At 59.0% G+C, this 23,576-nt stretch carries 20 protein-coding genes and 1 riboswitch; of the genes, 7 read left to right on the top strand and 13 right to left on the bottom strand.

Annotated elements, in window-relative coordinates:
• Nucleotides 1-159 precede the first annotated feature (159 nt).
• From OHL18_RS09805 to OHL18_RS09790, 4 genes are all read left to right on the top strand, one after another.
• Nucleotides 160-564 carry a response regulator gene (locus OHL18_RS09805; protein ID WP_263374682.1) on the top strand — a complete coding sequence of 135 codons (405 nt, stop codon included), beginning with the start codon at nt 160-162 and terminating at the stop codon, nt 562-564.
• A 121-nt stretch (nt 565-685) separates the two neighbouring features.
• A riboswitch (SAM riboswitch) is annotated at nt 686-789 on the top strand.
• Nucleotides 790-904: 115 nt separating this feature from the next.
• Nucleotides 905-2,182 (top strand): threonine synthase, encoded by a 1,278-nt coding sequence (thrC, locus tag OHL18_RS09800; RefSeq protein ID WP_263374681.1) that lies wholly within the window; start codon nt 905-907, stop codon nt 2,180-2,182.
• 87 nt (nt 2,183-2,269) lie between these two features.
• Nucleotides 2,270-2,551 carry a MoaD/ThiS family protein gene (locus OHL18_RS09795; RefSeq protein ID WP_263374680.1) on the top strand — a complete coding sequence of 94 codons (282 nt, stop codon included), beginning with the start codon at nt 2,270-2,272 and terminating at the stop codon, nt 2,549-2,551.
• Between the two features lie 156 nt (nt 2,552-2,707).
• A complete protein-coding gene (locus tag OHL18_RS09790) occupies nt 2,708-2,854 on the top strand; it encodes a lmo0937 family membrane protein (RefSeq protein WP_263374679.1) in 147 nt (48 codons plus the stop codon).
• Between the two features lie 71 nt (nt 2,855-2,925).
• Here OHL18_RS09790 and lon read toward each other — a convergent pair whose 3' ends face one another.
• From lon to tig, 5 genes are all read right to left on the bottom strand, one after another.
• A complete protein-coding gene (gene lon, locus OHL18_RS09785) occupies nt 2,926-5,352 on the bottom strand; it encodes an endopeptidase La (protein ID WP_263374678.1) in 2,427 nt (808 codons plus the stop codon).
• A gap of 152 nt (nt 5,353-5,504) precedes the next feature.
• Nucleotides 5,505-6,062, bottom strand: coding sequence for a hypothetical protein (locus OHL18_RS09780; RefSeq protein WP_263374677.1), 558 nt, complete (start codon nt 6,060-6,062; stop codon nt 5,505-5,507).
• Between the two features lie 184 nt (nt 6,063-6,246).
• Nucleotides 6,247-7,530, bottom strand: a complete 1,284-nt coding sequence (gene clpX / locus OHL18_RS09775) for an ATP-dependent Clp protease ATP-binding subunit ClpX (RefSeq protein ID WP_263374676.1) — start codon at nt 7,528-7,530, stop codon at nt 6,247-6,249.
• Between the two features lie 214 nt (nt 7,531-7,744).
• Entirely contained in the window at nt 7,745-8,383 is a 639-nt protein-coding gene (gene clpP, locus OHL18_RS09770) for an ATP-dependent Clp endopeptidase proteolytic subunit ClpP (protein ID WP_263374675.1), read from the bottom strand.
• A 30-nt stretch (nt 8,384-8,413) separates the two neighbouring features.
• Nucleotides 8,414-9,847, bottom strand: coding sequence for a trigger factor (tig, locus tag OHL18_RS09765; RefSeq protein ID WP_263374674.1), 1,434 nt, complete (start codon nt 9,845-9,847; stop codon nt 8,414-8,416).
• 180 nt (nt 9,848-10,027) lie between these two features.
• On the opposite strand from tig, the gene OHL18_RS09760 reads away from it, so the two are divergent.
• Both OHL18_RS09760 and OHL18_RS09755 read left to right on the top strand, forming a co-directional pair.
• Nucleotides 10,028-10,756, top strand: coding sequence for a uracil-DNA glycosylase (locus tag OHL18_RS09760; protein WP_317890502.1), 729 nt, complete (start codon nt 10,028-10,030; stop codon nt 10,754-10,756).
• Between the two features lie 90 nt (nt 10,757-10,846).
• Nucleotides 10,847-11,152, top strand: a complete 306-nt coding sequence (locus OHL18_RS09755) for a YtxH domain-containing protein (protein ID WP_184221510.1) — start codon at nt 10,847-10,849, stop codon at nt 11,150-11,152.
• Between the two features lie 120 nt (nt 11,153-11,272).
• Here the strand turns inward: OHL18_RS09755 and OHL18_RS09750 are convergent, their stop codons facing one another.
• The 8 genes from OHL18_RS09750 to OHL18_RS09715 all read right to left on the bottom strand — a co-directional run bounded on the left by OHL18_RS09750 (nt 11,273) and on the right by OHL18_RS09715 (nt 22,248).
• Entirely contained in the window at nt 11,273-13,750 is a 2,478-nt protein-coding gene (locus OHL18_RS09750; RefSeq protein WP_263374673.1) for an ATP-dependent Clp protease ATP-binding subunit, read from the bottom strand.
• A gap of 250 nt (nt 13,751-14,000) precedes the next feature.
• Entirely contained in the window at nt 14,001-14,732 is a 732-nt protein-coding gene (locus OHL18_RS09745; RefSeq protein WP_263374672.1) for an ABC transporter ATP-binding protein, read from the bottom strand.
• Nucleotides 14,729-15,229, bottom strand: a complete 501-nt coding sequence (locus OHL18_RS09740) for a carboxymuconolactone decarboxylase family protein (RefSeq protein ID WP_396274269.1) — start codon at nt 15,227-15,229, stop codon at nt 14,729-14,731. The genes OHL18_RS09745 and OHL18_RS09740 overlap by 4 nt, the downstream gene beginning before the upstream one ends.
• A gap of 9 nt (nt 15,230-15,238) precedes the next feature.
• A complete protein-coding gene (locus OHL18_RS09735) occupies nt 15,239-16,513 on the bottom strand; it encodes an FtsX-like permease family protein (protein ID WP_263374670.1) in 1,275 nt (424 codons plus the stop codon).
• Nucleotides 16,514-16,516: 3 nt separating this feature from the next.
• Nucleotides 16,517-16,951: a hypothetical protein gene (locus tag OHL18_RS09730; protein ID WP_263374669.1), complete on the bottom strand. Its 435-nt coding sequence runs from the start codon at nt 16,949-16,951 to the stop codon at nt 16,517-16,519.
• On the bottom strand, nt 16,948-19,083 hold the full coding sequence (locus OHL18_RS09725; protein ID WP_263374668.1) for a hypothetical protein: 2,136 nt from the start codon (nt 19,081-19,083) through the stop codon (nt 16,948-16,950). Before OHL18_RS09725 ends, OHL18_RS09730 begins: the two co-directional genes overlap by 4 nt.
• Nucleotides 19,084-19,282: 199 nt before the next feature.
• Nucleotides 19,283-20,290: an NAD(P)-dependent alcohol dehydrogenase gene (locus tag OHL18_RS09720; RefSeq protein ID WP_263374667.1), complete on the bottom strand. Its 1,008-nt coding sequence runs from the start codon at nt 20,288-20,290 to the stop codon at nt 19,283-19,285.
• 134 nt (nt 20,291-20,424) lie between these two features.
• Nucleotides 20,425-22,248: a SpoIVB peptidase S55 domain-containing protein gene (locus OHL18_RS09715; RefSeq protein ID WP_263374666.1), complete on the bottom strand. Its 1,824-nt coding sequence runs from the start codon at nt 22,246-22,248 to the stop codon at nt 20,425-20,427.
• A gap of 165 nt (nt 22,249-22,413) precedes the next feature.
• On the opposite strand from OHL18_RS09715, the gene OHL18_RS09710 reads away from it, so the two are divergent.
• Entirely contained in the window at nt 22,414-23,574 is a 1,161-nt protein-coding gene (locus OHL18_RS09710; RefSeq protein WP_263374665.1) for a VWA domain-containing protein, read from the top strand.
• The last annotated feature ends 2 nt before the right edge of the window (nt 23,575-23,576 follow it).

Genomic DNA, 23,576 nt, shown 5'->3' with positions numbered 1-23,576 from the left:
GTATTGGGGGAAGATAGTGTGAACGCTACACCGTGACTCCTTGGTTGCTGCTCGTTACGAGCGCACCGTAAAATAGTTTCAACAAACAGATTTTATTGACCGTAGTCACCGCAGTATGAATGGACGGATGACGCGGTGGAAATGGGTCCGGCAGGCGCAATGGCTATCAACGAAGATTCGACGAGTACTCCGGTAGTTTTGCCGAACGAGAAACGCGCCATTCTGCATATCTGCCGGCGGGAGATGCTGCGTCCGCTGCGCGACCAGATCCTGCGGATCTCGGGATTCGATGTGGACTCGACGCTGTCTCCGGCTGAAGGACTGAGCATGTTCTGGGCGAAGCACTACGACTTGGTGCTGATCGATGTGGAAGGCGAGCAGGCGATCCAGGAGGCGGAGGCGATGTGCTCGGAGATCAAGACAGCCCAGCCCGAGCAACTCGTGGCGTTTGTCTGCAACTGGCGCGTGGCGATCCTGAGCGACTGCCCGGACGAGATTCTGCGGACGGAGTTTGATCCCGCAAGGTTTGTCGGCGGCGTGCAGGATATCGTCGCCAAGCAGTAACGACGTGGGCTTTCGAACCGTTTCACCTCACGATACGACCTTGGTAAGCCAGCCTTTGTTGCATTCAAAAATCACGCGTGATACAAACTAAATATTCCAGTTTGCCTTCGGGCAAATTTGAATTTCATGCAGAGTGGTTGAGGGACGAGCCCTGAGACGCCACGACAACCGGACAGAACATGCGTACCGGTGTCAACTCTCTCCTGGAAACAGGGAACATGAGATTCGGAGCACGCTGCCGCTAGTCCAGGGTGGGCATCCCCGCATTTCCTTCCTGTAAGGCCTCCAGAAAAGAGAACGTCTCAGCCAGCCGCACCCCTCGAGCACGAGAGAGTGTGCAATGGAGTATTCCTGTTCGGCGTATGAGTTGAAGTGCAATGAGTGCGGCAAGCGATTCGGCAACCAGCCCCTTTCCGCATGTGACGACTGCCTGGCCCCGCTTGAAGTTCACTACGATTTAGAGGCTGTTCGCACGGAGTTCACCCGCGAGAAGATCTCTGCTGGCCCTGCAAACATCTGGCGCTACAAGGCCCTGCTGCCGATCCCTGCTGGATTCGAGCCAGACCTTCCGGTGGGTTTTACGCCGCTGGTGAAGGCGAAGCGCCTGGGCAAGCGCATTGGCGCGAACAATCTTTACATCAAGAACGACGCTGTCTGCTTTCCGACCCTTAGCTTCAAGGACCGCGTTGTGTCTGTCGCGCTGGCGAATGCTCAGGCGTTTGGGTTTGAGACGGTCGGGTGCTCGTCAACTGGGAACCTGGCGAACTCCGTAGCAGCGCAGGCTGCGCGCCTTGGCCTCAAGGCCTGCATTCTCGTTCCGGCTGACCTGGAGCCGGCGAAGATTCTCAACACGCTGGTATACGGCGCGCGGCTGGTGCGGATCGATGGCAACTACGACCACGTAAACCGGCTCTGCACACTGATTGCCGACGACTACAAGTGGGGCTTCGTCAACGTGAATCTGCGGCCTTACTACGCTGAAGGTTCGAAGACCGTTGGCTACGAGATTGCCGAGCAGTTGGGATGGAAGCTGCCCGATAATATGGTCTGCCCGATGGCCGGTGGATCGCTGATTCGCAAGATTCGCAAGGCCTTCAACGAACTGATCGCGCTGGGGCTGGTGGAAGACAAGCCAGTGCGGTTCTTTGGCGCACAGGCGTCGGGCTGCTCGCCCATATCGACCGCGGTGAAGCAGGGAACGGACTCCATTGAGCCACAGCGTCCCAACACGATTGCCCGGTCGTTGGCGATCGGCAACCCTGCGGATGGACCGGCGGCGGCGAAGATGATCGCGGGTACGAATGGCTGGGCTGAGGACGTCTCGGACGTCGAGATCGTGTCGGGGATTCAGGAGCTGGCGGAGACCGAGGGCATCTTTACTGAGACAGCAGGCGGCGTAACAACGGCAGTTGCAGCGCGACTCTATGCGGACGGTCGCATCTCCGAAGACGAGACGACGGTAGTCTGCATCACCGGAAACGGCTTGAAGACCACGGATGCGATTGCGAACCGGTACGAGCTGGATCGCGCGGTTCGTCCGCGGCTGGCGGACTTCGCCGAATACATCAACGACCTGGATGGAGTCCGTGAGCCGGAGTTGGAACTGGCCGGAGTGTAGAAGAAGGCATACCCCAGAATGTGACGGCTTTGTTGCCAAGGCTAAAGCCTTGGTTTCCCTGAAAGAAAAAGTAGGAGAACTGAATCAATGTCCATAAAAGTTGTACTTCCGACTGCCTTTATCCGTCATACCGATGGGCAAAAGCAGTTTGCTTCAACCGCTGAGAATCTTCCCGGCCTGCTTGCCGATATCGACCAGACCTTCCCCGCGCTTGCGACGCAGATCAAGGGCGACGATGGCAAGCTGCGGAAGTTCATCAACATCTACATCAACGACGAAGACATCCGCTTCCTGGGCGGCGATACGTATAGCTTCCAGGAGGGCGATGAAGTGATGCTGATCCCGTCCATCGCCGGCGGAAGCGTCTAACGATAAGTGCTACAGACGACAAATGCGCGCCCTTACGGCGCGCATTTTGTTTGCTTTGGACGACACGAAGCAACGGGACGGAGCTTCCCGGCCTCTTACGAGATGTGGCTTTGCGCGGGGCGCGCGGCTAAATCGCCGTAAGAAAGAAGAAGACCAATGTTCCTGATCCTCGCCGTTGTTCTCGTACTCTGTTGGGTGGGTGGCTTCACCCTGTTCCATGTCAGCGGATTTCTGATTCACCTGCTGCTGATCTTTGCGGTCATCTCGATTGTCATGCACTTTGTATCCGGCCGAAGAGCCTAGCGGCAATTTAGGTTATGGCTATAAAAAGACCGGGCGATTGAGCCCGGTCTTTTTTATGGCGCAGGGTGTTTTTACTGGTGCGACATAGGCTGAGGTCCTGAGGTGACGGGCGGAATGACCGTGCCTGCCAGAGCTTCGGGCAGCTCTTCCGAAAGAACAGGGAGCTCTTCTTCGAGCGCGAGGTGAAGCACCTCGTCCATCTGTTCGACAAAGTGGAGCTTCATCGAGGACTTCAAAAGCTCAGGAAGATCCGCGAAGTCGCGGCGATTCTCTGCAGGGAGGATCGCTTCGAAGATACCGGCGCGATGAGCTGCGAGGAGCTTCTCCTTCAGGCCGCCGATAGGAAGCACCTTGCCGCGCAGAGTGATCTCGCCGGTCATGGCGATGTCGCGACGCACCTTGATCTTCGTGAGCGCGCTGGCGAGGGCCGTGGCGAGTGTGATGCCTGCCGACGGGCCGTCCTTGGGGATGGCGCCTTCAGGAACGTGGACGTGGATATCGAGATGGCGATAGAAGTCGCGCTCGAGGCCAAGCTGACGTGCGCGTGAGCGAATGTAGCTGAGAGCAGCTTGTGCGGACTCCTGCATGACGTCGCCGAGTTGACCGGTGGTCGTCAGCTTGCCCTTGCCGTCGAGGATCTGCACTTCTGTCTGGAGAATGCTTCCGCCAACTTCCGTCCATGCAAGGCCAGTGACGAGACCGACCTCGCTCTTCTCGTGCACTTGAGAGTCGCGGAACTTTGCGACGCCAAGGATGGATTCGAGGTTCTCCGCAGTGATATCTTCCTGGTGCTCCGGGCCGTTCTGGACGACACGGCGGGCGACCTTGCGGCAGACGTTGCCGATCTCGCGTTCGAGATTGCGGACGCCAGCCTCGCGCGTGTAACCGCGGATGATTCCTCTGAGCGCGTCGTCGGTGAAGTTGATCTGTTGAGCGGTGACGCCAGTGCCCTCAAGCTGCTTCTTGACGAGATACTGCTTGGCGATCTCGAGCTTCTCGACCTCGGTGTAGCCGTGCAGGCGGAGGATCTCCATGCGGTCCTGCAGCGGGCCGGGGATGGTGTGCAGGACGTTCGCAGTGGCCACGAAGAGAACTTGCGAGAGGTCGTACTCGACATCGAGATAGTGGTCCTGGAAGGAGGTGTTCTGCTCAGGGTCGAGGACTTCCAACAGAGCGCTTGCCGGGTCCCCGCGGAAGTCCGAGGCCATCTTGTCGATCTCGTCGAGCATGAAGACGGGGTTCTTGGTGCCGGCCTTCTTCATCGACTGGATGATTTGACCGGGGAGTGCGCCAATGTAAGTGCGGCGATGGCCGCGGATCTCGGCCTCATCACGAACGCCTCCGAGAGACATGCGGACGAACTTGCGGCCGGTCGCCTTGGCGATGGACATACCAAGCGAGGTCTTGCCGACGCCCGGAGGTCCAACGAAGCAGAGGATCGAGCCTTTGGGGTTCTTGACGAGCTGGCGGACAGCGAGGAATTCGAGGATGCGTTCCTTGATCTTTTCGAGGCCGTAGTGATCTTCGTTAAGGATCTTCTCGGCGTGCTCGATGGATCGGATTTCTTTCGACCGCTTCTTCCACGGCACTGCCAGCAGCCAGTCGAGATAGTTGCGTGAGACGGTGGACTCAGCGGACATAGGAGGCATCGCTTCGAGCTTCTTGAGCTCCTGCGTCGCCTTCTCAAGCACATCCTTTGGCATGCCCGCTTCGTCGATCTTCTTCTTCAGGTCGTCAAACTCGGACTTCTCCCCGCGGCCAAGTTCCTTCTGAATGGCCTTGATCTTTTCGTTGAGGTAATACTCTTTCTGCGCCTTCTCCATCTGCCGCTTCACGCGCGACTGGATAGTCCGGTCCATGTTGAGCTTCTCGATCGCGACATCGAGGACATCGGCAATACGGGAGAGACGCATCTCGGGGTCGAAGACCTCGAGGAGCTGCTGCTTCTCTTCGATGGAGAGCTGAAGATTGGCGGCGATGGTGTCGGCCAGCTTGGTGGGTTCGTCCATGCGGACGGTGGCGGCCAGGGTCTCGTAGTTCAACGACTGCTGGAGCTTGATGTACTGCTCGAAGAGGGTGTGCACGCGCTGGGCGAGAGCTTCGATCTGTGGGGTCAGTTCGAGGCGGGACTTGCCTGTGCGGACGGTCGCGACGAAGAATCCGTCTTCGTCGTTGACCTCAGTCGCGCGGGCGCGCTCTACGCCTTCGACGAGAACCTTGATGTTGCCATCCGGCATCTTGACGCTCTGCACGATGTTGCCGATGGTGCCAGTAGCGAAGATGTCATCGGCGTTGGGTTCGTCCACCGAGGCGTCATGCTGGGTCGCGAGGAAGATCTTGCGATCGCCGTTGAGAGCCTCTTCGAGGGCGCGGACGCTGGACTCACGGCCGACGACGAAGGGCGTCATCATATGGGGGAAGATCACCATGTCGCGAATCGGCATCATTGGAAGCTTGCGGAGTTCGCCGGTCAGAGTCTCTTTTGCTCGATTTGTCATATATCCCCATTAGACGTTCGGCAGCGCTGCAGGATGCAAGCGGGGCTACCGCGCGTTTACGTGATTGTAATTGGGGAGGGAGGAACATGCGAATCTGACCGGGGCCTGATTTAGCACCCGATCAAATTGCCGATCCCAGGTGTAGCGAAGAATCAGTGAGCGCGTTTTGCGAAGGGATCATTGGCATCGAGGCGGCCGTTTGCCTCGGTCAAGAGCGAATCCAGAAGATGTTGAACTGCCCTCGTGAGTTCATTCGAGACCTGATCCGGCGCTGTAATCCGCAGATGCCAGCGGTTTGCAGCCCGCGGAAAGAGCTGAGCAGACGACCGGCGACTGAAGCAGTCCACACCATTGATGCAGGCCAAGGCAAAGGCGGAGTGCTGGGCCACCTTGGACCAACTACCAAATCCCTCTCGATCCAGGCTGAATATGGGAACCGTCAGGGTTTGAATGTCCCCGCAGGTTCCGACCACGGAATGCCCTAAATTCTGTGTAATCAACAGGCTCCGGCGATCTTCCGAGATAGCGACGGACTGCTCGTATCCAGGGCAACCATGATCGACAAACTCAAGGGTGGGGTATTTGTGGAGGGTGCCGTTAATGTAGGCGACTGTGTCATCAGGGGACAAGTTCGGAGTCTGCGCCTCGGCCGACTTTACAAGGCAGAGCAAGAAAACCAACACCACAATGTTTCGGAAAGTTTGTGTCAATGGTCTTCTCCATTTTGACAGGATCGCGGGGAGAAGATGGAGAGAGCTTGGCTCGCACACGACCCTGGACGCCCTATCGGCAGTTTGCCTCATCCTGTTCAGTCGTCAGAAAAACTTTCTTTGTCGCAATAGAAAAAGCCTGAAGAGAGGTTGGCTCTTCAGGCTCTTTACTGAATCATCTAGCTCAGCCAGCTTTTTCGAGCATCAGCGGCAGCGTAAGCTCGCGCTTCTGCACCATGGCCTCTGTAATAACGAGGTCCTTGACCTTCTTGTTGCCGGGGACGTGGTACATGAGGTCAAGCATTAGCTCCTCAAGGATCATGCGCAGACCACGCGCACCGACCTTGCGGTTGAGTGCCTCACGGGCGATGCCGCGGGCGGCATCGTCGGTGAAGGTGACCTTCACGCCTTCGTAGTCGAAGAGCTTGGCGTACTGCTTGAGGATCGCGTTGCGTGGCTTGGTGAGGATGTCGATGAGCGCCGCTTCGTCGAGCTCGTCGAGGATTCCGAGGACAGGGAGTCGGCCTACGAACTCCGGAATCAAGCCGTACTTCAGCAGGTCCTGCGGTTCGGCCTGGCGGAGCATCTCGGAGTCGCGCTGGGCGCGGATCGGAGTCGCGATCTCCTTCGCGTCAGCATCTGCAATAGCGCGGAACCCCAGGGCCTTCTTGCCGATGCGGCGACCGATCACCTTCTCGAGACCGACGAATGCGCCGCCACAGATGAAGAGGATGTTGGTCGTGTCGATAGCGGTGAACTCCTGGTGCGGATGCTTGCGTCCACCCTGCGGTGGAACGTTCGCGACGGTACCTTCGAGGATCTTGAGCAGCGCCTGCTGCACGCCTTCACCGGAGACGTCGCGGGTGATGGAGGGGTTCTCATCCTTGCGGCCGATCTTGTCGATCTCGTCGATGTAGATGATGCCGCTCTGGGCGCGGGTGACGTCGCCTTCAGCTGCCTGGAGGAGCTTGAGGATGATGTTCTCAACATCTTCGCCGACGTAGCCGGCCTCGGTGAGGGTAGTCGCATCCACGATGGCAAACGGCACATCGAGCATCTTCGCGAGCGTCTGCGCGAGGAGCGTCTTGCCGGAGCCGGTGGGACCGACGAGGAGGATGTTGGACTTCGCGAGTTCTACATCGTTGCCGCGCGTCTTGTTCATCTGGATGCGCTTGTAGTGGTTGTAGACAGCGACGGCGAGCTTCTTCTTGGTCTGGTCCTGGCCAATCACGTACTCGTCGAGGAACGCCTTCACTTCTTGCGGCTTAGGCAGGTGGGCAGGCGCGGAGCCGGGAGCGGCTTCGGTGCGATCGTCCTCGAGGATGGAGTTGCAGACGGCTACGCACTCATCGCAGATGTAGGCGCGAGGGTAGTCCGAGGGGGAGGAGATAAGCTTGGCGACCGCATCCTGCGATTTGTGGCAAAACGAGCAGCGAAGAGATTCGTCAGTGCCGCGCGACGTTTTCATTGAGGGAACAGCTCCTGTCGAGACCAAGGTGACCCATTACTTGTGTCACGTTATATCGAAGTTTACACCTGATCGTTGCGACCGGCATTGTGGGCAAGTCGAAGTTAATTGCCGGCGGGTACCGGTTAGGGTGCGTGCTGGTAATGTGCCAAAACAATCGCCCGAGAGTGCTCGGGCGATTGCTTTGTACAACGGATGACAGAGTGAAGCGGATTTAGGTGCGCGGCCGGTCGATGATGTCGTCGATAATGCCGTACTCCTTGGCCTGGGGCGCGGTCATGATGAAGTCGCGCTCCACGTCTCGTTCGATCTGTGCGAGTGGCTGGCCGGTGGAATGGCTCATCAGCTTGTTGGTGATCTCACGGATGCGAAGAATCTCGCGGGCGTGGATGTCGATGTCCGTCGCCTGTCCGCTGAGGCCGCCCATCGACGGCTGGTGGATGAGGATGCGCGAGTTGGGCAGAGCGAAACGCTTGCCCTTCTTGCCGGCCATCAACAGGAAGGCTCCCATGCTGGCGGCCTGTCCGATGCAGAAGGTGACGACATCGTTCTTGATGTACTGCATGGTGTCATAGATCGCCAGACCTGCGGTGATGGAGCCGCCCGGAGAGTTGATGTAGAGCTGGATGTCCTTCTCCGGGTCTTCACCGCTGAGGAACAGCATCTGCGCGATGATGACGTTGGCGATGTTGTCGTCGATCGGGGTGCCGAGAAAGATGATGTTGTCGCGGAGCAGACGGCTGTAGATGTCGTAGGCACGTTCGCCACGACTCGTCTGCTCGATCACCATAGGTACTAGTCCCATAACACGCTCTTTCCTTTTGCTGGTGTTGCCACCGCGGTTCTGATGCACTTGATTGGGTTGTGTGTATGAGGGTTTCTCTTACGAAGCCAGCTTTTCGTAGAGCAGGTTGCCGACCTTTTCGCGCTTCATCTGATCGCGAAGCCTGTCGATGCCGCCGTCGGAGGCGAGACGAGCAGCAAGCGTCTCGTAGGGCTCGCGCGACTGCATGGAGAGCATCATGACTTCGTTGTTGAGCTCGTCTTCGCTGATCTCGACGTTCTCCGCCTGGGCGAGCTTGTCGAGGATCATCGAAGCCTTCACTTCGTTGACAGCCTGGTCGCGCTGCGCGGCGCGGAGACGGGCGAAGTCGAGCTTGCGCATGTCGTCGGTGCTCATGCCCTGCTGGGCAAGCGCGCGAAGGCCACGGTCGAGACGAGCATCGATCTGCTGCTGCACGAAAGACTCCGGAACAGGGAAGGGATACTTCTCGATGAGGTCGCCGAGGAGCTTGTCCTTGGCGACGTTCTGGAGCGACTCCGCCTTGCGGCTAGACGCCATCTCTCGGAGCTTCGACTCGAACTCTTCCCAGGTCTCGAAGGCTCCGAGCTGCGAAGCGAACTCGGCATCGCGGGCAGGGAAGGTCTTCTTCTTGATGGCCTTGACGGTGACGTCGTAGCTGACGGTCTGACCGGCGAGCTTGGGTTCACCGAAATCCGCCGGGTAAGAGACCTCGAAGCTCATCTCCTGGCCGGGCTTGGTGCCGCGCAGAGCGTCGTTGAAGGCAGGCAGGGTGTTCTTGCCGCCGATCTCCACGAGGACGTTGTCGCCGGTGATGGGCTCGGTCTGCGAGGTGTTTTCGACGCCATCTTCAGTAACGGTCTGAGCGAGGTCCTTGATCTGGCCCTTGAACTCGATCTCGGCCCAGTCGCCATCGACAAGCTCGCGCTCTTCTTCGACGGGTTCGACGACGGCGTGGCTCTCGAGAACGCGGTCAAGCTCGGCCTGGAACTCCTCGTCGGTCAGGGTGGCGTCCTGCTTTTCGACGTGGACGGTCTCGTAGCCAGTCAGATCGATCTCGGGGAAGACTTCGAAGGCGGCCTTGAACTTCAGTGGCTGACCGTCGAGAAGCTGCATATCGACCATCTGCGGCTGCGAGGCCGGGGTGATCTTCTGCGAATCGATGGCCTGCTTGAAGCGGTCGGAGACGAGGCTCTCGAGGACTTCCTGGCGGACTTCCTTGGCGAATCGGGTCTTGATGAGCGACTCAGGAACCTTGCCGGCGCGGAAGCCGGGGATGCGGGCGAGCTTCTGGTAGCGCTTGGTGACGGTCTTAAAGGCTTTCGAGACTTCGTCGGCGGGGACTTCGACTTCGATCTCGCGGGCGAGTTCGGGGTTCAGCGTGGGGCCGTGCTGGTGCTGGTGCAGGCCGGGCGCGAGATCGCTGTGGTCGTGATCGTGCGCGTGGTCATGATCGTGATCGTGGGTGTGGTCGTGTGCTGCTTCAGGAGTCGTTTCAAGCTCGGTAGGGGTCAATGTCTTGTTGCCTTTCGGAGTGCGTGTGACGAAATCTTTTAGGCCGGTGTGCGCGGATATTCACGCAGGATGCGACCGACGCCTCAACCTTTACTGTACGAGCCTTGAATGGGAGGGGTCAAACGGGGTCCTGCTGAAAACGGGGATTTCCCGCCCTGGAACCGAATAGGATTGAACCTAGTGAAAGCGATTGCGAAGAAGAGTGTCGTGGCAGATGGGAAGTTGACGGTTCTGCAGGAGATCCAGGCGGGAATCGTGGCCTGCCGGCAGTGCGAGCGACTGCGGGCTTATTGCGAGAATCTTGGCGTGGTGAAGCGAAGGGCTTACATCGACCAGACGTACTGGGCGAAGCCGGTGGCCGGATTCGGCGACCCGAAGGCGCGGATCTTGATTATCGGGCTGGCTCCGGGAGCGCACGGGGCGAATCGGACGGGAAGGCCGTTTACCGGGGATGGGGCCGGGAACTTCATGTATCCCGTGCTGCACGAGGTGGGGCTGGCGAACCACGGCAACGCGGTCTCGCGAGACGACGGCCTGAAGCTGCGGCACGCGTGGATCTGCTCCGTGGTCCGATGCGCTCCACCGGGGGACAAGCCTACGCCCCAGGAGATCCGCAACTGCGCGAGGCACCTGACGGCAGAGGTTGGGGAACTCAAGCGGGTGAAGGTGGTCGTGGCGCTGGGGAAGATCGCATTCGATGGCTATCTGGCGCACCTCCTCGCTGCTGGCGTGATCGAGCGGCGGTCGGCCTACAAGTTTGGGCATGGTGCGGAGTATCTGTTGCCGAACGGGCTGTTTCTGCTGGCGGCTTATCATCCCTCTCTGCGGAATACGAATACGGGACGGCTGGACAAGGTGATGTTTGCACGGATTTTCGTGCGGGCGCGGGAGTTGGCGGGTCTCGATTGAGCGCGGAAGGAAAAAGAATTAAATCCAACCTCTGCCCGAAAGTGAGAATCTGAATGGAGGTTGGTTGAAAATACAAAGGACGAGGTACGTATGAGTCAAAAAGGCTTCTGGATCACTTTTGGTGCGGGTGCAGCGATTGGCGCGGCGATCGCTCTTCTCTACGCGCCGCAGACGGGCACCGTTACGCGCAAGAAGCTCAAGCGCAACATCGACGATGCCGGAGACTATCTCGAAGATGCGGGTGACTACCTGAAGGAACAGGCTGAGAAGCTCAGCAAGGAAGCTCATAAGGCGATCAAGCTTTCGAAGGAGTATGCAGACAATGCGGTCGATGCGGCGGGTGACTTTGTATCGAGTGCGGCGAAGTCTGTAAATAAAGTCAAGTCGATGATCTAAGTTCTGCGGCTCGATTTTAGAAGCAGATTCCCTTCGGGAATGACAAACAATAATGAGCATGGCTGTAACAGAAAGGCCCCGGATTGATCCGGGGCCTTTCTGTTTTCTGTTTAGGTCGCGTTAGACAGTGCTGAGAGCGAGACCTGCGGCTTTCTCTTCGCCATCTGCAGCGATGGGGCGATAGTGGAGCACGTTGTTGTCGAGGTAGACCTCGAGGAACGCAGGCCGCTCGGAGATGCCGCCGCCGATAAGGGCTTCGGAGAGCGGGTCTTCGATGAAGCGCTGCAGGGCACGGCGCAGCGGACGGGCACCGTATGTGCGGTCGGCGACCGTCTTGGCCAGGATGTACTGCTTGGCTTCGTCGGTGACCGATATGGTGATCGCCTTGTGGACGAGGTTGGTGTTGAGCTGCTGCACGAGGAGCTCGAGAATCTGCATCAGGTCGTGGTCGGTCAGCGCCATGAAGATGATGATCTCGTCGAGGCGGTTGAGGAACTCGGGGTTGAAGGTTCGCTTAACCTCGCCCTTCACAAGCTCTTCCATCTTGTCGAGGATCATGTCTTCCTTCTCGCTCTGGAATCCGAGACCCTGCCGCTTCTGCAGGTGCTTCGCTCCAATGTTCGAAGTCATGATGATGATCGTGTTCTTGAAGTCAACCTGGTTGCCTAGACCGTCGGTGAGCTGGCCATCTTCAAAGACCTGCAGAAGCAGGTTGAAGACATCCGGATGCGCCTTTTCGATCTCGTCGAGCAGCACGACGGAGTACGGCGAACGCTTGACGCGCTCCGTGAGCTGACCGCCCTCCTCGTAGCCGACGTAGCCCGGAGGCGAACCGATCAGCTTCGAGACCGAGTGCTTCTCCATGAACTCCGACATATCGAAGCGGATCAGCGACTTCTCGTTGCCGAAGAGGAACTGGGCCAGGGTGCGAGCCATCTCCGTCTTGCCGACGCCAGTAGGCCCGAGGAAGAGGAAGCTGCCGATGGGACGAGCAGGGTTCTTCAAGCCAGCGCGGGAGCGGCGGATCGCGCGGGAAAGGGCAGAGATCGCCTTGTCCTGCGAGATGACGCGCTTGTGCAGTTCTTCTTCGACGCGGAGAAGCTTTTGCGTCTCTTCTTCCTTGATCGAGGTGATCGGAACACCGGTCCAGCGGCTGACGACATCTTCAATGTCTTCGCGGGTCACGATGCCTGCGGAGGAGTCGTCGAGGTGGTACTTGTCGCGGAGGGCGCGAAGGTTCTCACGCTCCTTGCGTTCCTCGTCCGAGTAGAAGCGCGCCTTCTCGAACTCGTGGTTCGCAATGGCGTTCTCCATGCGGTGCACGATGAACTTGATGCGCTTCTGAACTTCGGTCAACTCTTCGGGCAGGGAAGTCTGGCGGAGCTTGACCCGGGCACCAGCCTCATCGATGAGGTCGATGGCCTTGTCCGGAAGGAAGCGATCGGGAATGTATCGGCTGGAGTGCGAGACGGAGAAGTTGATGGCGTCGTCGGTGTAGCTGACGGCGTGGAACTTCTCGTACTTCTCCTTGATGCCCATGATGATCTTGATCGCATCTTCTTCGTTCGGCGGCGGAACTTTGACCGCCTGGAAGCGCCGCTCAAGAGAACGGTCTTTTTCGATGGACTTGCGGTATTCCGCAGGCGTAGTGGCTCCGATGCACTGGATCTCCCCACGGCTGAGTGCGGGCTTGAGGATGTTCGCGGCGTCTAGCGAACCTTCAGCCGATCCGGCGCCGACGAGGGTGTGCAGTTCATCGATGAAGACGATGGAGTTCTGGTTCTCCATCAACTCTTTCATGATGGTCTTGAGGCGCTCTTCGAATTGACCACGGTACTTGGTTCCCGCAACGATCAGAGAGAGGTCGAGCGCGAGCACGCGCTTATCGGCGAGGAAGCTGGGAACTTCGCCGTCCGCGATCTTTTGCGCGAGACCTTCGACGATGGCGGTTTTGCCGACGCCCGGTTCACCGATAAGGACAGGGTTGTTCTTGGTGCGGCGGCAAAGTATTTGAATGACGCGATCGACTTCCGTATCGCGACCGACGAGCGGATCAAGCTGCTGATCCATCGCGGACTGAGTAAGATCGCGGGAGAACTCCGCAAGCATGCTCTGCTCGCCACGTTGTCCGCTCTGCTTTCCGGCTGCCTGGGCTGCGGGAGCCTTCTCCTGCGTGGTGCGCTGGAGTTCCTCTCGGATGGCGGGCAAACGGAGACCGCGCTCCTGGAGGATCTCCGCGGCGAAGCACTTTTCTTCGCGCAGGAGGCCGAGTAGAAGATGTTCCGTGCCGATGTGCTTATGGGAGAGCCGCTCAGCCTCTTCCGCCGCGTAGGCGAGGACCCGCTTGCATTCGTTTGATAGGGGTAGATCGACCGAGGTCGAGACCTTCTCGCGGATCGTAGTATGGCCTTCGATCTGCTTGCGGATCGACTCGACAGAGGCGTGCGACCGCAGGAAACGATTGGTTAGTGCTTTGTCCTCCCGCAACAATCCGAGCAACAGATGCTCGGTCTCGATGTAAGGCGACCCAAACTGACTGGCCTCATACCGCGCGAAGAAAATAACGCGCCGCGCCTTCTCCGTATAGCGTTCGAACATGTTTCCCCTCACAGACTGGGTAACCACCGGCCCTGGGGCACGATGGGTGCCTTTGGTCCACTTGCAATGACTAACAGGCTGCCTGCCAAACCGGCCAGGACATCCATCCGCTGCGAATAGTGTATCTGTCCGGCGGCCTACCACCAATACACTGTTTGCGTCTTGCCAAAGTTACCGTTACGTTACATCACCATGAGTTCAGCCGGCCATGTGAAAAAGGTGGTACACGACTCGCTCCCGGGTGATCCCTTTAGATGCTGGGAGATAGGCGTCCGTCGCGAAGGCGCAGCATGCGGTCGCAGCGGGCGGCAAACTCAAGATTGTGGGTGACCAGAACACTGCCCAGACCGTGCGCTTTGTGCAGGTTCTGGATCAGGTCGAAGACGATATCTGCTGTCTTTCCATCAAGATCCCCGGTCGGCTCGTCGGCCAGAAGGAGCTTTGGCTCGGTGACCAGGGCGCGGGCGAGGCTTACGCGCTGCTGTTCGCCGCCGCTCAGTTCGCCGGAACGGTGCTCGGCGCGATCTGCAAGGCCCACCTCCGAAAGCCAGACCATCGCCTGCTGCATGGCGGCCCGGCGGGTGTCGCCGCGAGCCAGCAGCGGCATAGCTACATTTTCGGCCGCGGTGAACTCGGGCAGCAGGTAGTGGAACTGCCAGACGTAACCAACGTCCCGGTTGCGGAACTCGGCGGCCTGCGATGGGGTGAACTGGCTCAACTTGCTTTCGCCGCACCAGACTTCACCGGAGGTTGGGCGATCAAGCGCGGCGAGGAGGTGAAGCAGGGAGCTCTTGCCAACGCCGCTTTCGCCTACGATGGCTACCATCTCGCCTGCGTAGACTTCGAGATCGAGATCGCGGAAGAGGTCTAGCTGACCTCTTCCGGTGGTGTAGGTTTTCGAGAGCTTCGCCGCTCGCAGGACGACGTCCCGGGGCTCAACAATCCAAGGTTCCAGGCGTGATGTGTCGACTGCTTCCGTCATGCTGATTCAACAGTAACGCAAGCGGGCGATCGATTGCCGGAGTACGAGCCCATCGCAATCGCGAGACGATTCCACGCGTTGATCGTGGTAAGGACAAGGGTGAGGTTGGCGGTCTCGACATCCGTGAAGTGCGCGCGCAGTTCGTTGTAGACGGCATCGGGCGCGTGGCCGTCCTGGATGTTGGTGACGGCCTCGGCCCAGGCAAGGGCGGCGCGCTCACGGTGGGTGTAGGCATCGGAGTTGCGCCAGTCGGCGACGGAGTCGATGCGGGCGGGGGACTCGTTGTGCTTCTTGAGTTCGGCGGTGTGGAGGGTGATGCAGTACTCGCAGCCGTTCATCTGGGAGGCGCGTAGGCGGACGAGTTCGAGGAGGACAGGTTCAAGGCTTGTAGCCGTGTTGAGATAGTGCTCGAGAGTGTGCATCTTTGCCATCCCGTCGGGGATGAGGTGCGCGTACCTTAGGCGGGGATCCTTGTGTGATTTCTCTTCTGGCTCCATGAACCTTCTCTATTCGTATCGCAGAGCTTCAGCAGGAAGCACACTCGCAGCGCTTCCGCTCGGATAGAGCGTGGCGATCAGGCTGACTCCCAGCGAGACAGCAGTGACGATGAGGCCGTCGATCAGCGTTGGCGCAAACGGCAGGTACTCGATCGAGTAGACCGAGGCGTCGAGGTGGATGAAACGATAGTGTCCGCCGAGCCAGCTCATCCCGTAGCCGACGATCAGGCCGAGGACCGTGCCGATGACCGAGATCAGCAGGCCCTGGAAGAGGAAGATGCGGCGGACCTGCTCCGGGCGAACGCCGAAGCTCATGAGGACGGCGATGTCGCGGGTCTTCTCCATGACCATCATGGTCAGGGCGATCAGAATGTTCAATGCGGCGACGAAGACTATCAGCGTGAGGACGATGAAGGAGACGTACTGTTCGAGCCTTAGGGCTCGGAAGAGTTCGATGTTCTGCTCCATCCAGTTAGTCGTCTGGAAGCCGGGGCCGGCGGCCTGCTCGATGGTGCGGCCGATCTTGTCGGCGGCGTACAGATTGTCGACCTTGAAGCTGATGACGGAGATCAGATCAGGCTCGGAGAAAAGGCGCTGCGCATCGGCGAGGCGGGTGAAGGCGTAGGCGGAGTCATACTGGTAGAAACCTGATTTGAAGATGCCTACAAGGGTGTACCGCTGATAGCGTGGGACGAGGCCAAAGGGTGTCATCTCGCCTTGCGGGCTGATGACTTGGACGGTCTCGCCGACCTGGACGCCGAGGGTATCGGCCATATCTTTCCCGATGACGATCGGCGGGATCGCTGGAGTTTGGCTGCAATCGTTGCCGGTATCAAGAACACCATCGCAAGGGGCCGCGGGCTCGAGCGCGTTCGCCGAGCCGGAGACCATGCCCTTCAGAAGATCGCTTACGGTGCGTTCGTTCGCCGGGACGATGCCCTTGATGAGGGCTCCGCTACTGCGGGCACCACGCGAGATGAGGACTTGCTCCCAGAGGCCGGGAGCTGCGGCGGTGACATGGGGAGTTGTGCGCAGCCGAGAAAGCAACGGCTGCCAGTCGCGGATGCCATCTCCGGCGACCTTCATGAGCATCACGTGCGCCGTGGAGCCAACAAGCCTCTCCTGCAGGTCGCGTCGCATGCCGTTGGTAATGGCGAGCGCGATGATGAGCGACGCCACTCCGGCAGCAACGCCGATGACCGAGATGGCCGTGATGACACCGACGACCGCCTGGCGGCGCTTCGCGCGGAGGTAGCGGCTGGCAATGAAGAGTTCAAATCGCATTGGCTATTCCGCGCCCATCTCGCGCACTAGCAGTTCGGTGGGCGAGACTTCTGCCGAGGTGCCCGCGAAGTGAATGAATGATTCCCAGTATCCCAAGTAGAGCGAGTGCCGAAATGCATTGTCACTCACGCCGGGGAGACCTTTGCTTGCAACCTCTCGGTCCGTTGTCCCATATCCCTGCATCTGATCCGGAGCAAAGTCGCTCAAGTCTTTCAGGGCGTTTCGCGGCGGTTCAATCACAAAATATTCAAGCCCCTTGATAACGAGTGTCCCTCGCTTCCAAATAGACTCTTGCTCAGCAGTTTTTTCTTGCAAGACTTCCACAAACCATTCGATCTCCAGGCTCAAAGTGGCCGTCTCGTAGTCGACGGAAAAGCCCTTCAGGTAAGCGTCATGCAGCCCATTCGGAGTCCGATACTCCACCTCTTCCATGGTCATCGCACTACTGCCTTTGCCGTCACGGCATTTTCATAGCGATCATAGACGCGGATTGCGATGACGTGCTCTTTTGTGTCTGCGACCGGAGTCGTCGATGAAGGGATCGCCGCAAGAAAGTCGTAGCTTTCGGCAAACGAGTCCGAGATGCGACCCGAGGGTTCAAGATACTGCCATGGCCCAGCGTCTACGGAGTATTCCGCGTGACTGATCGGAGACGTCGTGTCTTTCGCATCGAACCGTGCATGGATGCTGCCTCCTTCCATCGTTGCGGTCAAGGCACCGGGAATTGGTGGCGTCGTATCGACGACGAAGTACTCGCTGACTCGCTCTCCGTAGAGCGCCTCTGCCTGCGAGTGCGCGGGTAGGTCGCTAGCCACGACTTTGACGGCATACGTGCCGTCGGGCAGCAGGGAAGAGTCGAAGCTGTAGAAGCGGTCCGTGATCTTCTCTTTGAGCAGCCGCCAGTTCTGCTCCCCTTCGCCGCGGTAGTACACAGCAAAGACGAGATCATCGCCGTTGTCGTCACGAGCTGACCAGCGCACTGTAACCGCCGTCTTGTCCTTTTGCGCGGTAAGAGGCGCGGCGGAATTGTCGGACTGCGAAACAACGGAGCTTGTTGGCGAGAGATTGACCTGAACCGTCAGATTGGGTGTCGGTGGCGCAGCAGCTACACGGGCTCCTGGCTGAGCGACGACCTCTTCGACCACGGGAGCGACATTACGGGTCAGATAGTTGAGGCTGACCGAGTCGATAACGGCCCGTCCGTGTAACACCGTCTTCCACTGAACGTAGCGGGCCGACGGAACGGCGGCTTCTCCCGAGTTCGGAGCCGCTTTGATCCAGTCGCTCCATCCGAGAAGCGGATTTTCGACGTTGCCACTGCGCACGTAGAAGTTCAGGTCTCCACCGGCAGCCGTCGGAAGCAACTCCGCCCGTCCCCAGTGAGAGAAGATTTGCGCATCGAAGACCGCACTCGTATAGGTCGCGTCGGTTGATTCAGAGTCAGAGATCTGGAAGAGCCTGCCGCTGTTGCTCGTAGCGACCAGGAGCCCGTTCGGAGCAGGCGCGAACGCCATGGCCTGGGTGGCGTCAAGATGGGCGATGTCTGTCCATCTTCCTGCGACCGTGGTGTCGATGCGATAGATGCGGCCGCGATTGCCCGTCGCCGCGAGCAGACTGCCTTTGCGCAGCGTGAGTGCGTAGACGACGTCTTCCTTGAGCGTCAGCAGCTTCGAGGGCGAGCCATCAGGCGCGATCTTGTAGATCTCCGAACCGTCAGGAAGGATCGTGCTTGAGGTCGCCGCCGTGGCCGATCCGGGCTGAACGAAGGTGATCGAGATGCCTGCCGTGCCAGTCACGGGAAGATTCGGCAGAGGGATCGCACCTCTTGCGCCGACTCCCGCGGCGTAGAGCGCTCCGGTGGAGTCGAGAGCCAGAGCGGTGATCTCGCGCCGAGTCGCGGAGTAGATCGCGAAGGGCTTGGCATTCGCCTTGTTCGTGTCGATTTTGTAGATCACGCCCGCGCCATCGCTTCCGGCGAAGAGTGTGCCGTCGGGGGAGAGGAGCAGGCAACGGATGTGTTGATCGGAGGTCTTGAACAGAACTGTAGGCTTGCTGGCTCCGGGTGCGACCTTGTAGACGACCGCCGGGGCTCCTGCCGCGATGTAGAGCTCGCCAGCTTTACCCACGGCCAGGTCCCAGAGATACTTCGGCTTCTCTGGTGTCTCCTCCGAGTCGAAGACCACCTTCGCCGTCGCAGTCGTCTTGGGTGAGTCGATCCGATAGACCTTTCCCCCCGGTGAAGTGGCTGCAAATACTGTACCTTCAGGGGTGGTTCTTAGCGCCTGGATGGCCATCTCTTTGCCAGCAAAGATGTCCGTCGCGGTGCCATCAGGTTTGACCAGAGTAACCACTGCGGAACCTGAAGCAGTTCCACCGCGTCCCAGATAGGCGTTACCAGCCGCATCGGAGGCGATGGACCAGACATAATTTCCGCTGGTTGTGTACACGAGCTTTTTTTCAGGGGCCACTTCGAGCCGGCCATCGTTGCGGATCGCGACACCCTCCGCCGTGCCGCGCTCAAGTTCGTCGTAGCGGGATTGCGTCCACAGTTTTGTTCCCTGAGCCTGCAAGGACAGAGTTCCCAATGAGATTGAACCTGCCGTCAGCACCACTACCATCCATCGCATCATCGTCCTTTGAGTCTAAGCGAAAGCGGAAGCTGCGACGAAGAAGGGAGCCTGGCTGATGAAGGAATCGCGCATGAAAAGAGGGAACGCAGCGCATGCTGTCGTTCCCTCTTCGAATCGCGTCTGGTTGAACTCTACGCGCCTAGTTTCCCAGTACCGCGCGGTAGCGGACCTGATTCTTTTTGACCTTCGCGACAGCTTCATTCGCTTTCGCCATGGGAAAGCTTTCCGTGATGGCCTTGACGCCATGCCGCGCTGCCACGTCGAGCATCTCGTGCAGGTCCCGCGGGCTTCCGGTAGGGCTGCCTGAGACGGCCTTCTGTCCGGCGATCAGGCCGAAGGCTGGGAGTTGAATAGGATGCGGAGGAACACCGACGACGCAGAGGGTTCCCTTGGGACGAAGTGCCGCGATGTAAGCTGGCCAATCCTGGTCGGCGCTCACCGTCGAAAGAATAAAGTCGAACGATCCAGCTACCTTCTTCAGAGCTCCGGTGTCGCGCGTGCTGACGAAATGGTGAGCCCCGAGAGACTTCGCTTCGGCTTCCTTATCCTTCGAGGTGGAGAACGCTGTAACCTCCGCGCCAAAAGCCCGGGCAAACTGCAACCCGATATGCCCAAGGCCACCGATACCAACCACTCCAACGCGCGAGGAAGGCCGAACGTTGTGGTTACGGATCGGTGCGTAGACGGTGATTCCGGCGCAGAGCAGGGGAGCTACGTTCTCGCTCTCCAAACCTTCAGGTACAGGAATGGCAAACCGTGAGTTGACGCGAATGCTGTCCGCATACCCGCCATTACGACCAACGCATGTGGGCTGTGATTGGGCGCAGAGATGCTCATCGCCCTGGCGGCACCACTCGCAGATGCCGCAGCTATCCGCCTGCCAGCCGATCCCGACGCGTTCCCCAACCTTGACATCGCGGACGGAGCTGCCCACTTCGGTAACGACACCAACAATCTCGTGACCAGGGATAAAGGGAAACTTACTAATGCCCCAGTCGTTGTCGATCAGATGAACGTCGCTGTGGCACACGCCACAGTGAGATATCTTGACCTCGACATCGTTTGGCGCGATCTCTTCAACGCCGTATTTATAGGCCAGCAACTGGGCCCCGGCCGCGTGCACGGCCAGACCATGGATCTGTTTCATCTTTCTGTTCCCGACTTTCTTGTGCGCTGTATTTACTCAGGCCCAGATATTCTGATGCTACAACACCGCCCCGGTGGAATTCCTCGCGGCCTTAAGCCTACAGGCTGGGACGGCCACGATCATGGGGTCGCCGCTCACTTTACCTTGATTACAAGAACCTGTGAACCGCTAAGCGCGAATCCGCCCTCCACTGACCCAAGCTCTTCCGAGCTTTCCCCTGTCTGCTGGATCTTTTGCTCGGATCTCTGCGACTCGTAGACATTCGCCAGGGAGAGTGGCACCATTCGCATCGTCCCACCCTCAAGCGAGGTCTGAACGTCATGTGTCAAAAGAGTGACATACATCCGGTGGTTCGTATGCGCTCGATTTAGCTGGCTGACGGCGTCGGGGAGTGAGATGTTTTGGCCTTGAGTGCCCCCGGAAAGACTAATGCGGTCGGCTGTCGCGCCATCGCCTACTACCAGACGCAAGTCGCCCGGCGGGGTTCCTGAAGGAATCTTGACAGAGAGTCGCAGGATCACGGGTGCGGAACGCACGGGACGCAGGGTAGCTTCGACGTCGATGGCATCTCCGGGGCGAACCTCAGTCTGGCTCAGGCGAACACTGTCTAAAGTCGCGGAATGAGTCGGCCCAACCGAAGAGAGAGTTAACTTCAGGCCGGAGATCACCGGCTTCTCCGTCGAATTCCCGTAAATGCGGGAGAAGCGCTCATTCACGTACAGGGCGGCGTTGATCGCCGCAGGGTTCAACTCGTTTGGAACCATCACTGCGTCGAGTTTTACTGGACGTTGGCCGTCTACCGTCATCTCTCCGGTCATCCGATAGCTGGCTTCGGCCGAGGCAAGATTATTCTGCTGCAGGCTCTGAAAGATCGAGACAAGCATCAACGAAGGAGTCAAATCTTTGTTGTCGGCAACCTCGAAGTGAACGTTTTTTTTCGGAGCAGCGGCACCTGGCGCGCCAGGGTCGCCGGTGATGTCGATCTCTACCGGGATCATTCTCGCGCTCTCACCGAAACGCCCGAGGATGGCAGCGTTCCTGTCTTCGGTGAACTGGCCTGCCGTCTCCGTGGTGGCGATGATCTTGAAGGCGTTCAGCGGCGACGGCAACGTGGCGAGCACAGTGGCCTTCGTCATAGGGAACGAGATATGGCCAAACTGCGTGATGGGATGCCCGCAGGCGAGCAAGCTCGACTTGTCGACGTAAGAGACGGTGCAGGTTCCGGCCATGGAGAGATCTCCGCGAACCAGGATGGCGCTGATCGCTGATCCCGGGACGATCGGTTCGGGCTGATGGAGGTCGCTTGCAGCGGCGCCAAGCCCCATCACCGGCGTCAGCCCCAGGGCGCGGAACCTGTCGCCGAAGCGGTCGATGGTCTCCTGGGAGAATCCGCTGAAGACCAGCGGCGTCTCGATGGGAGTCACAGAGGCTCCGTCGGGAGCTGCCGAAGCGGCGGACTTGAGCGTTTCCGCAGAATCGACCGTTGCTCCATCGCGAACCGCGAACATCTCCTCAATGGGAGTGATGCCGGCGATCGGCTCTTTGCTGAACTGACCGATACGGAAGCTCAACGCTCCCAGTAACTTGCCGTCAACGTACACAGGGCTGCCGCTCATCCCGGCGACCACCCCCGTGTACTCAGGCTTCAAGCCGTGAAGCCGCGCAAGGATCATGTCCTGGCCGGGCCCGCGTGAGTTCTTGAGAAGCCCGAGGATCTCAACCTGCATCGGCTCCGGGTTGACGCCCTCAAAGACCGTATACGCGACGCCGCAGAGGCCACGATGGACCTCCAAGAGAGGGAAGACTACGGTGGTCGCCGGAGGGGAAAGCGGCACGGACGCGGAGCTGCAAGGATTTGCCGACTGCGCCAAAGTGCAAGTTACCCAACCAGGCACCAGGAACGTCCAAGAGATCAGCAGGCGGAGCCACGGCCGTCCGTGTCCCGGGGTATGGCTCATTTGAATTCGTCTCACCTGTACAGACTAGATCATCGGCCCAGATCATCGGGCCCAGGTCCAGACCGATTCTCTATTGCTGATTCAAAGCCGGCCGACGATGCACAATAGGCATTGCGACACCCATAGCGACACCAGTAGAACGATGCGTGAGGTACAGTTTTCATCATGAAGTTTCGTAACCTCTTACTACTCCTCGCCGTCCTGATTCCGTTGCCCCAGACCGGGCGCGCCCAGACGTCGACTCCAGCTACAGTCCCTGCGCAACAGCAGCAGCCTGCGCCCGACGAGGGCGGCCCGCAAACGGACGATGGGCCCGTTGTCATCAAGAAGAAGAAGGATGCGCCCGAGCCTCCGCCACCGGCAGCCCCGGCCGAGGAGAAGATCAAAAATCCGAACGGCGCGAACTACAACCTGCGCGTCGACAACCCCCTCGTCTCGCTGGACGTTAGCGTTCAGCTGGACAAGACAAAACAGTTTGTTCCTGGCTTGAAGCCGGCTCAGTTTCTCGTTCTCGAAGACGGCGTCGAGCAGAAAGTAGACACCGTCCGCATGACCCAGACTCCGATCACTGCGGTCATGCTGCTGGAGTTCGCAGCCAACAACTGGGGCTACATCCAGGATATGCGAAACGCTTCCTACAGCTTCTTTCGCTCCCTGCGGCCAGACGATTACATCGCGGTAGTCACCTTCGATCTGAAGACCCATATCCTGAACGACTTCACGAACAACAAGGACGTCCTTGGCCAGGCTCTGCAGAGTCTAACCATTCCGGGCTTCAGCGACACCAACACCTTCGACGCTCTCTATGAGACGCTCGATCGAGTGAGCCGCATCGAGGGAAGGAAGTACATCATCCTAATCGGCTCAGGCCGGGACACCTTCTCGAAGCTGACGCTCGACAAGATTCTTGCCAAGGTTAAGGCGACACCGAATGTGACCATCTTCACCATCGGAACCGGAGCGTTCCAAAATGAGTTGTACGGTGGCCGGGGCGGTATAGGTGGATCCATACGCGACATGAACTATCTGCAGGCCCAGAACCAGCTGAAGACCTTCGCCGCGATGACAGGCGGGCTAAGCTTCAGCCCTATCTTTCAGGGCGAGCTTCCGGATGTATTTGCCCAGATCAACGACTCGATCCGCAATCAATACGTTTTGACCTACAGGCCAACGAACACGAAGCCGGACGGTACCTATCGCAAGGTCAAGGTATTGCTAGTGGACAATGAAGGGCATCCGTTGAAGATGGTCGATGAGAAGGGCAAGTCGGTGAAGTACTCGATTATTGCGCGCGATGGTTATAAAGCGAAGTTGCCAGTGGAGTGACC

The organism is Granulicella aggregans, from assembly GCF_025685565.1.
In the GTDB taxonomy this organism is placed as follows: Bacteria; Acidobacteriota; Terriglobia; order Terriglobales; family Acidobacteriaceae; genus Edaphobacter; species Edaphobacter aggregans_B.
Note: the sequence above shows the minus strand (reverse complement) of the source record. Positions and strands in the feature narration are given on the sequence as shown.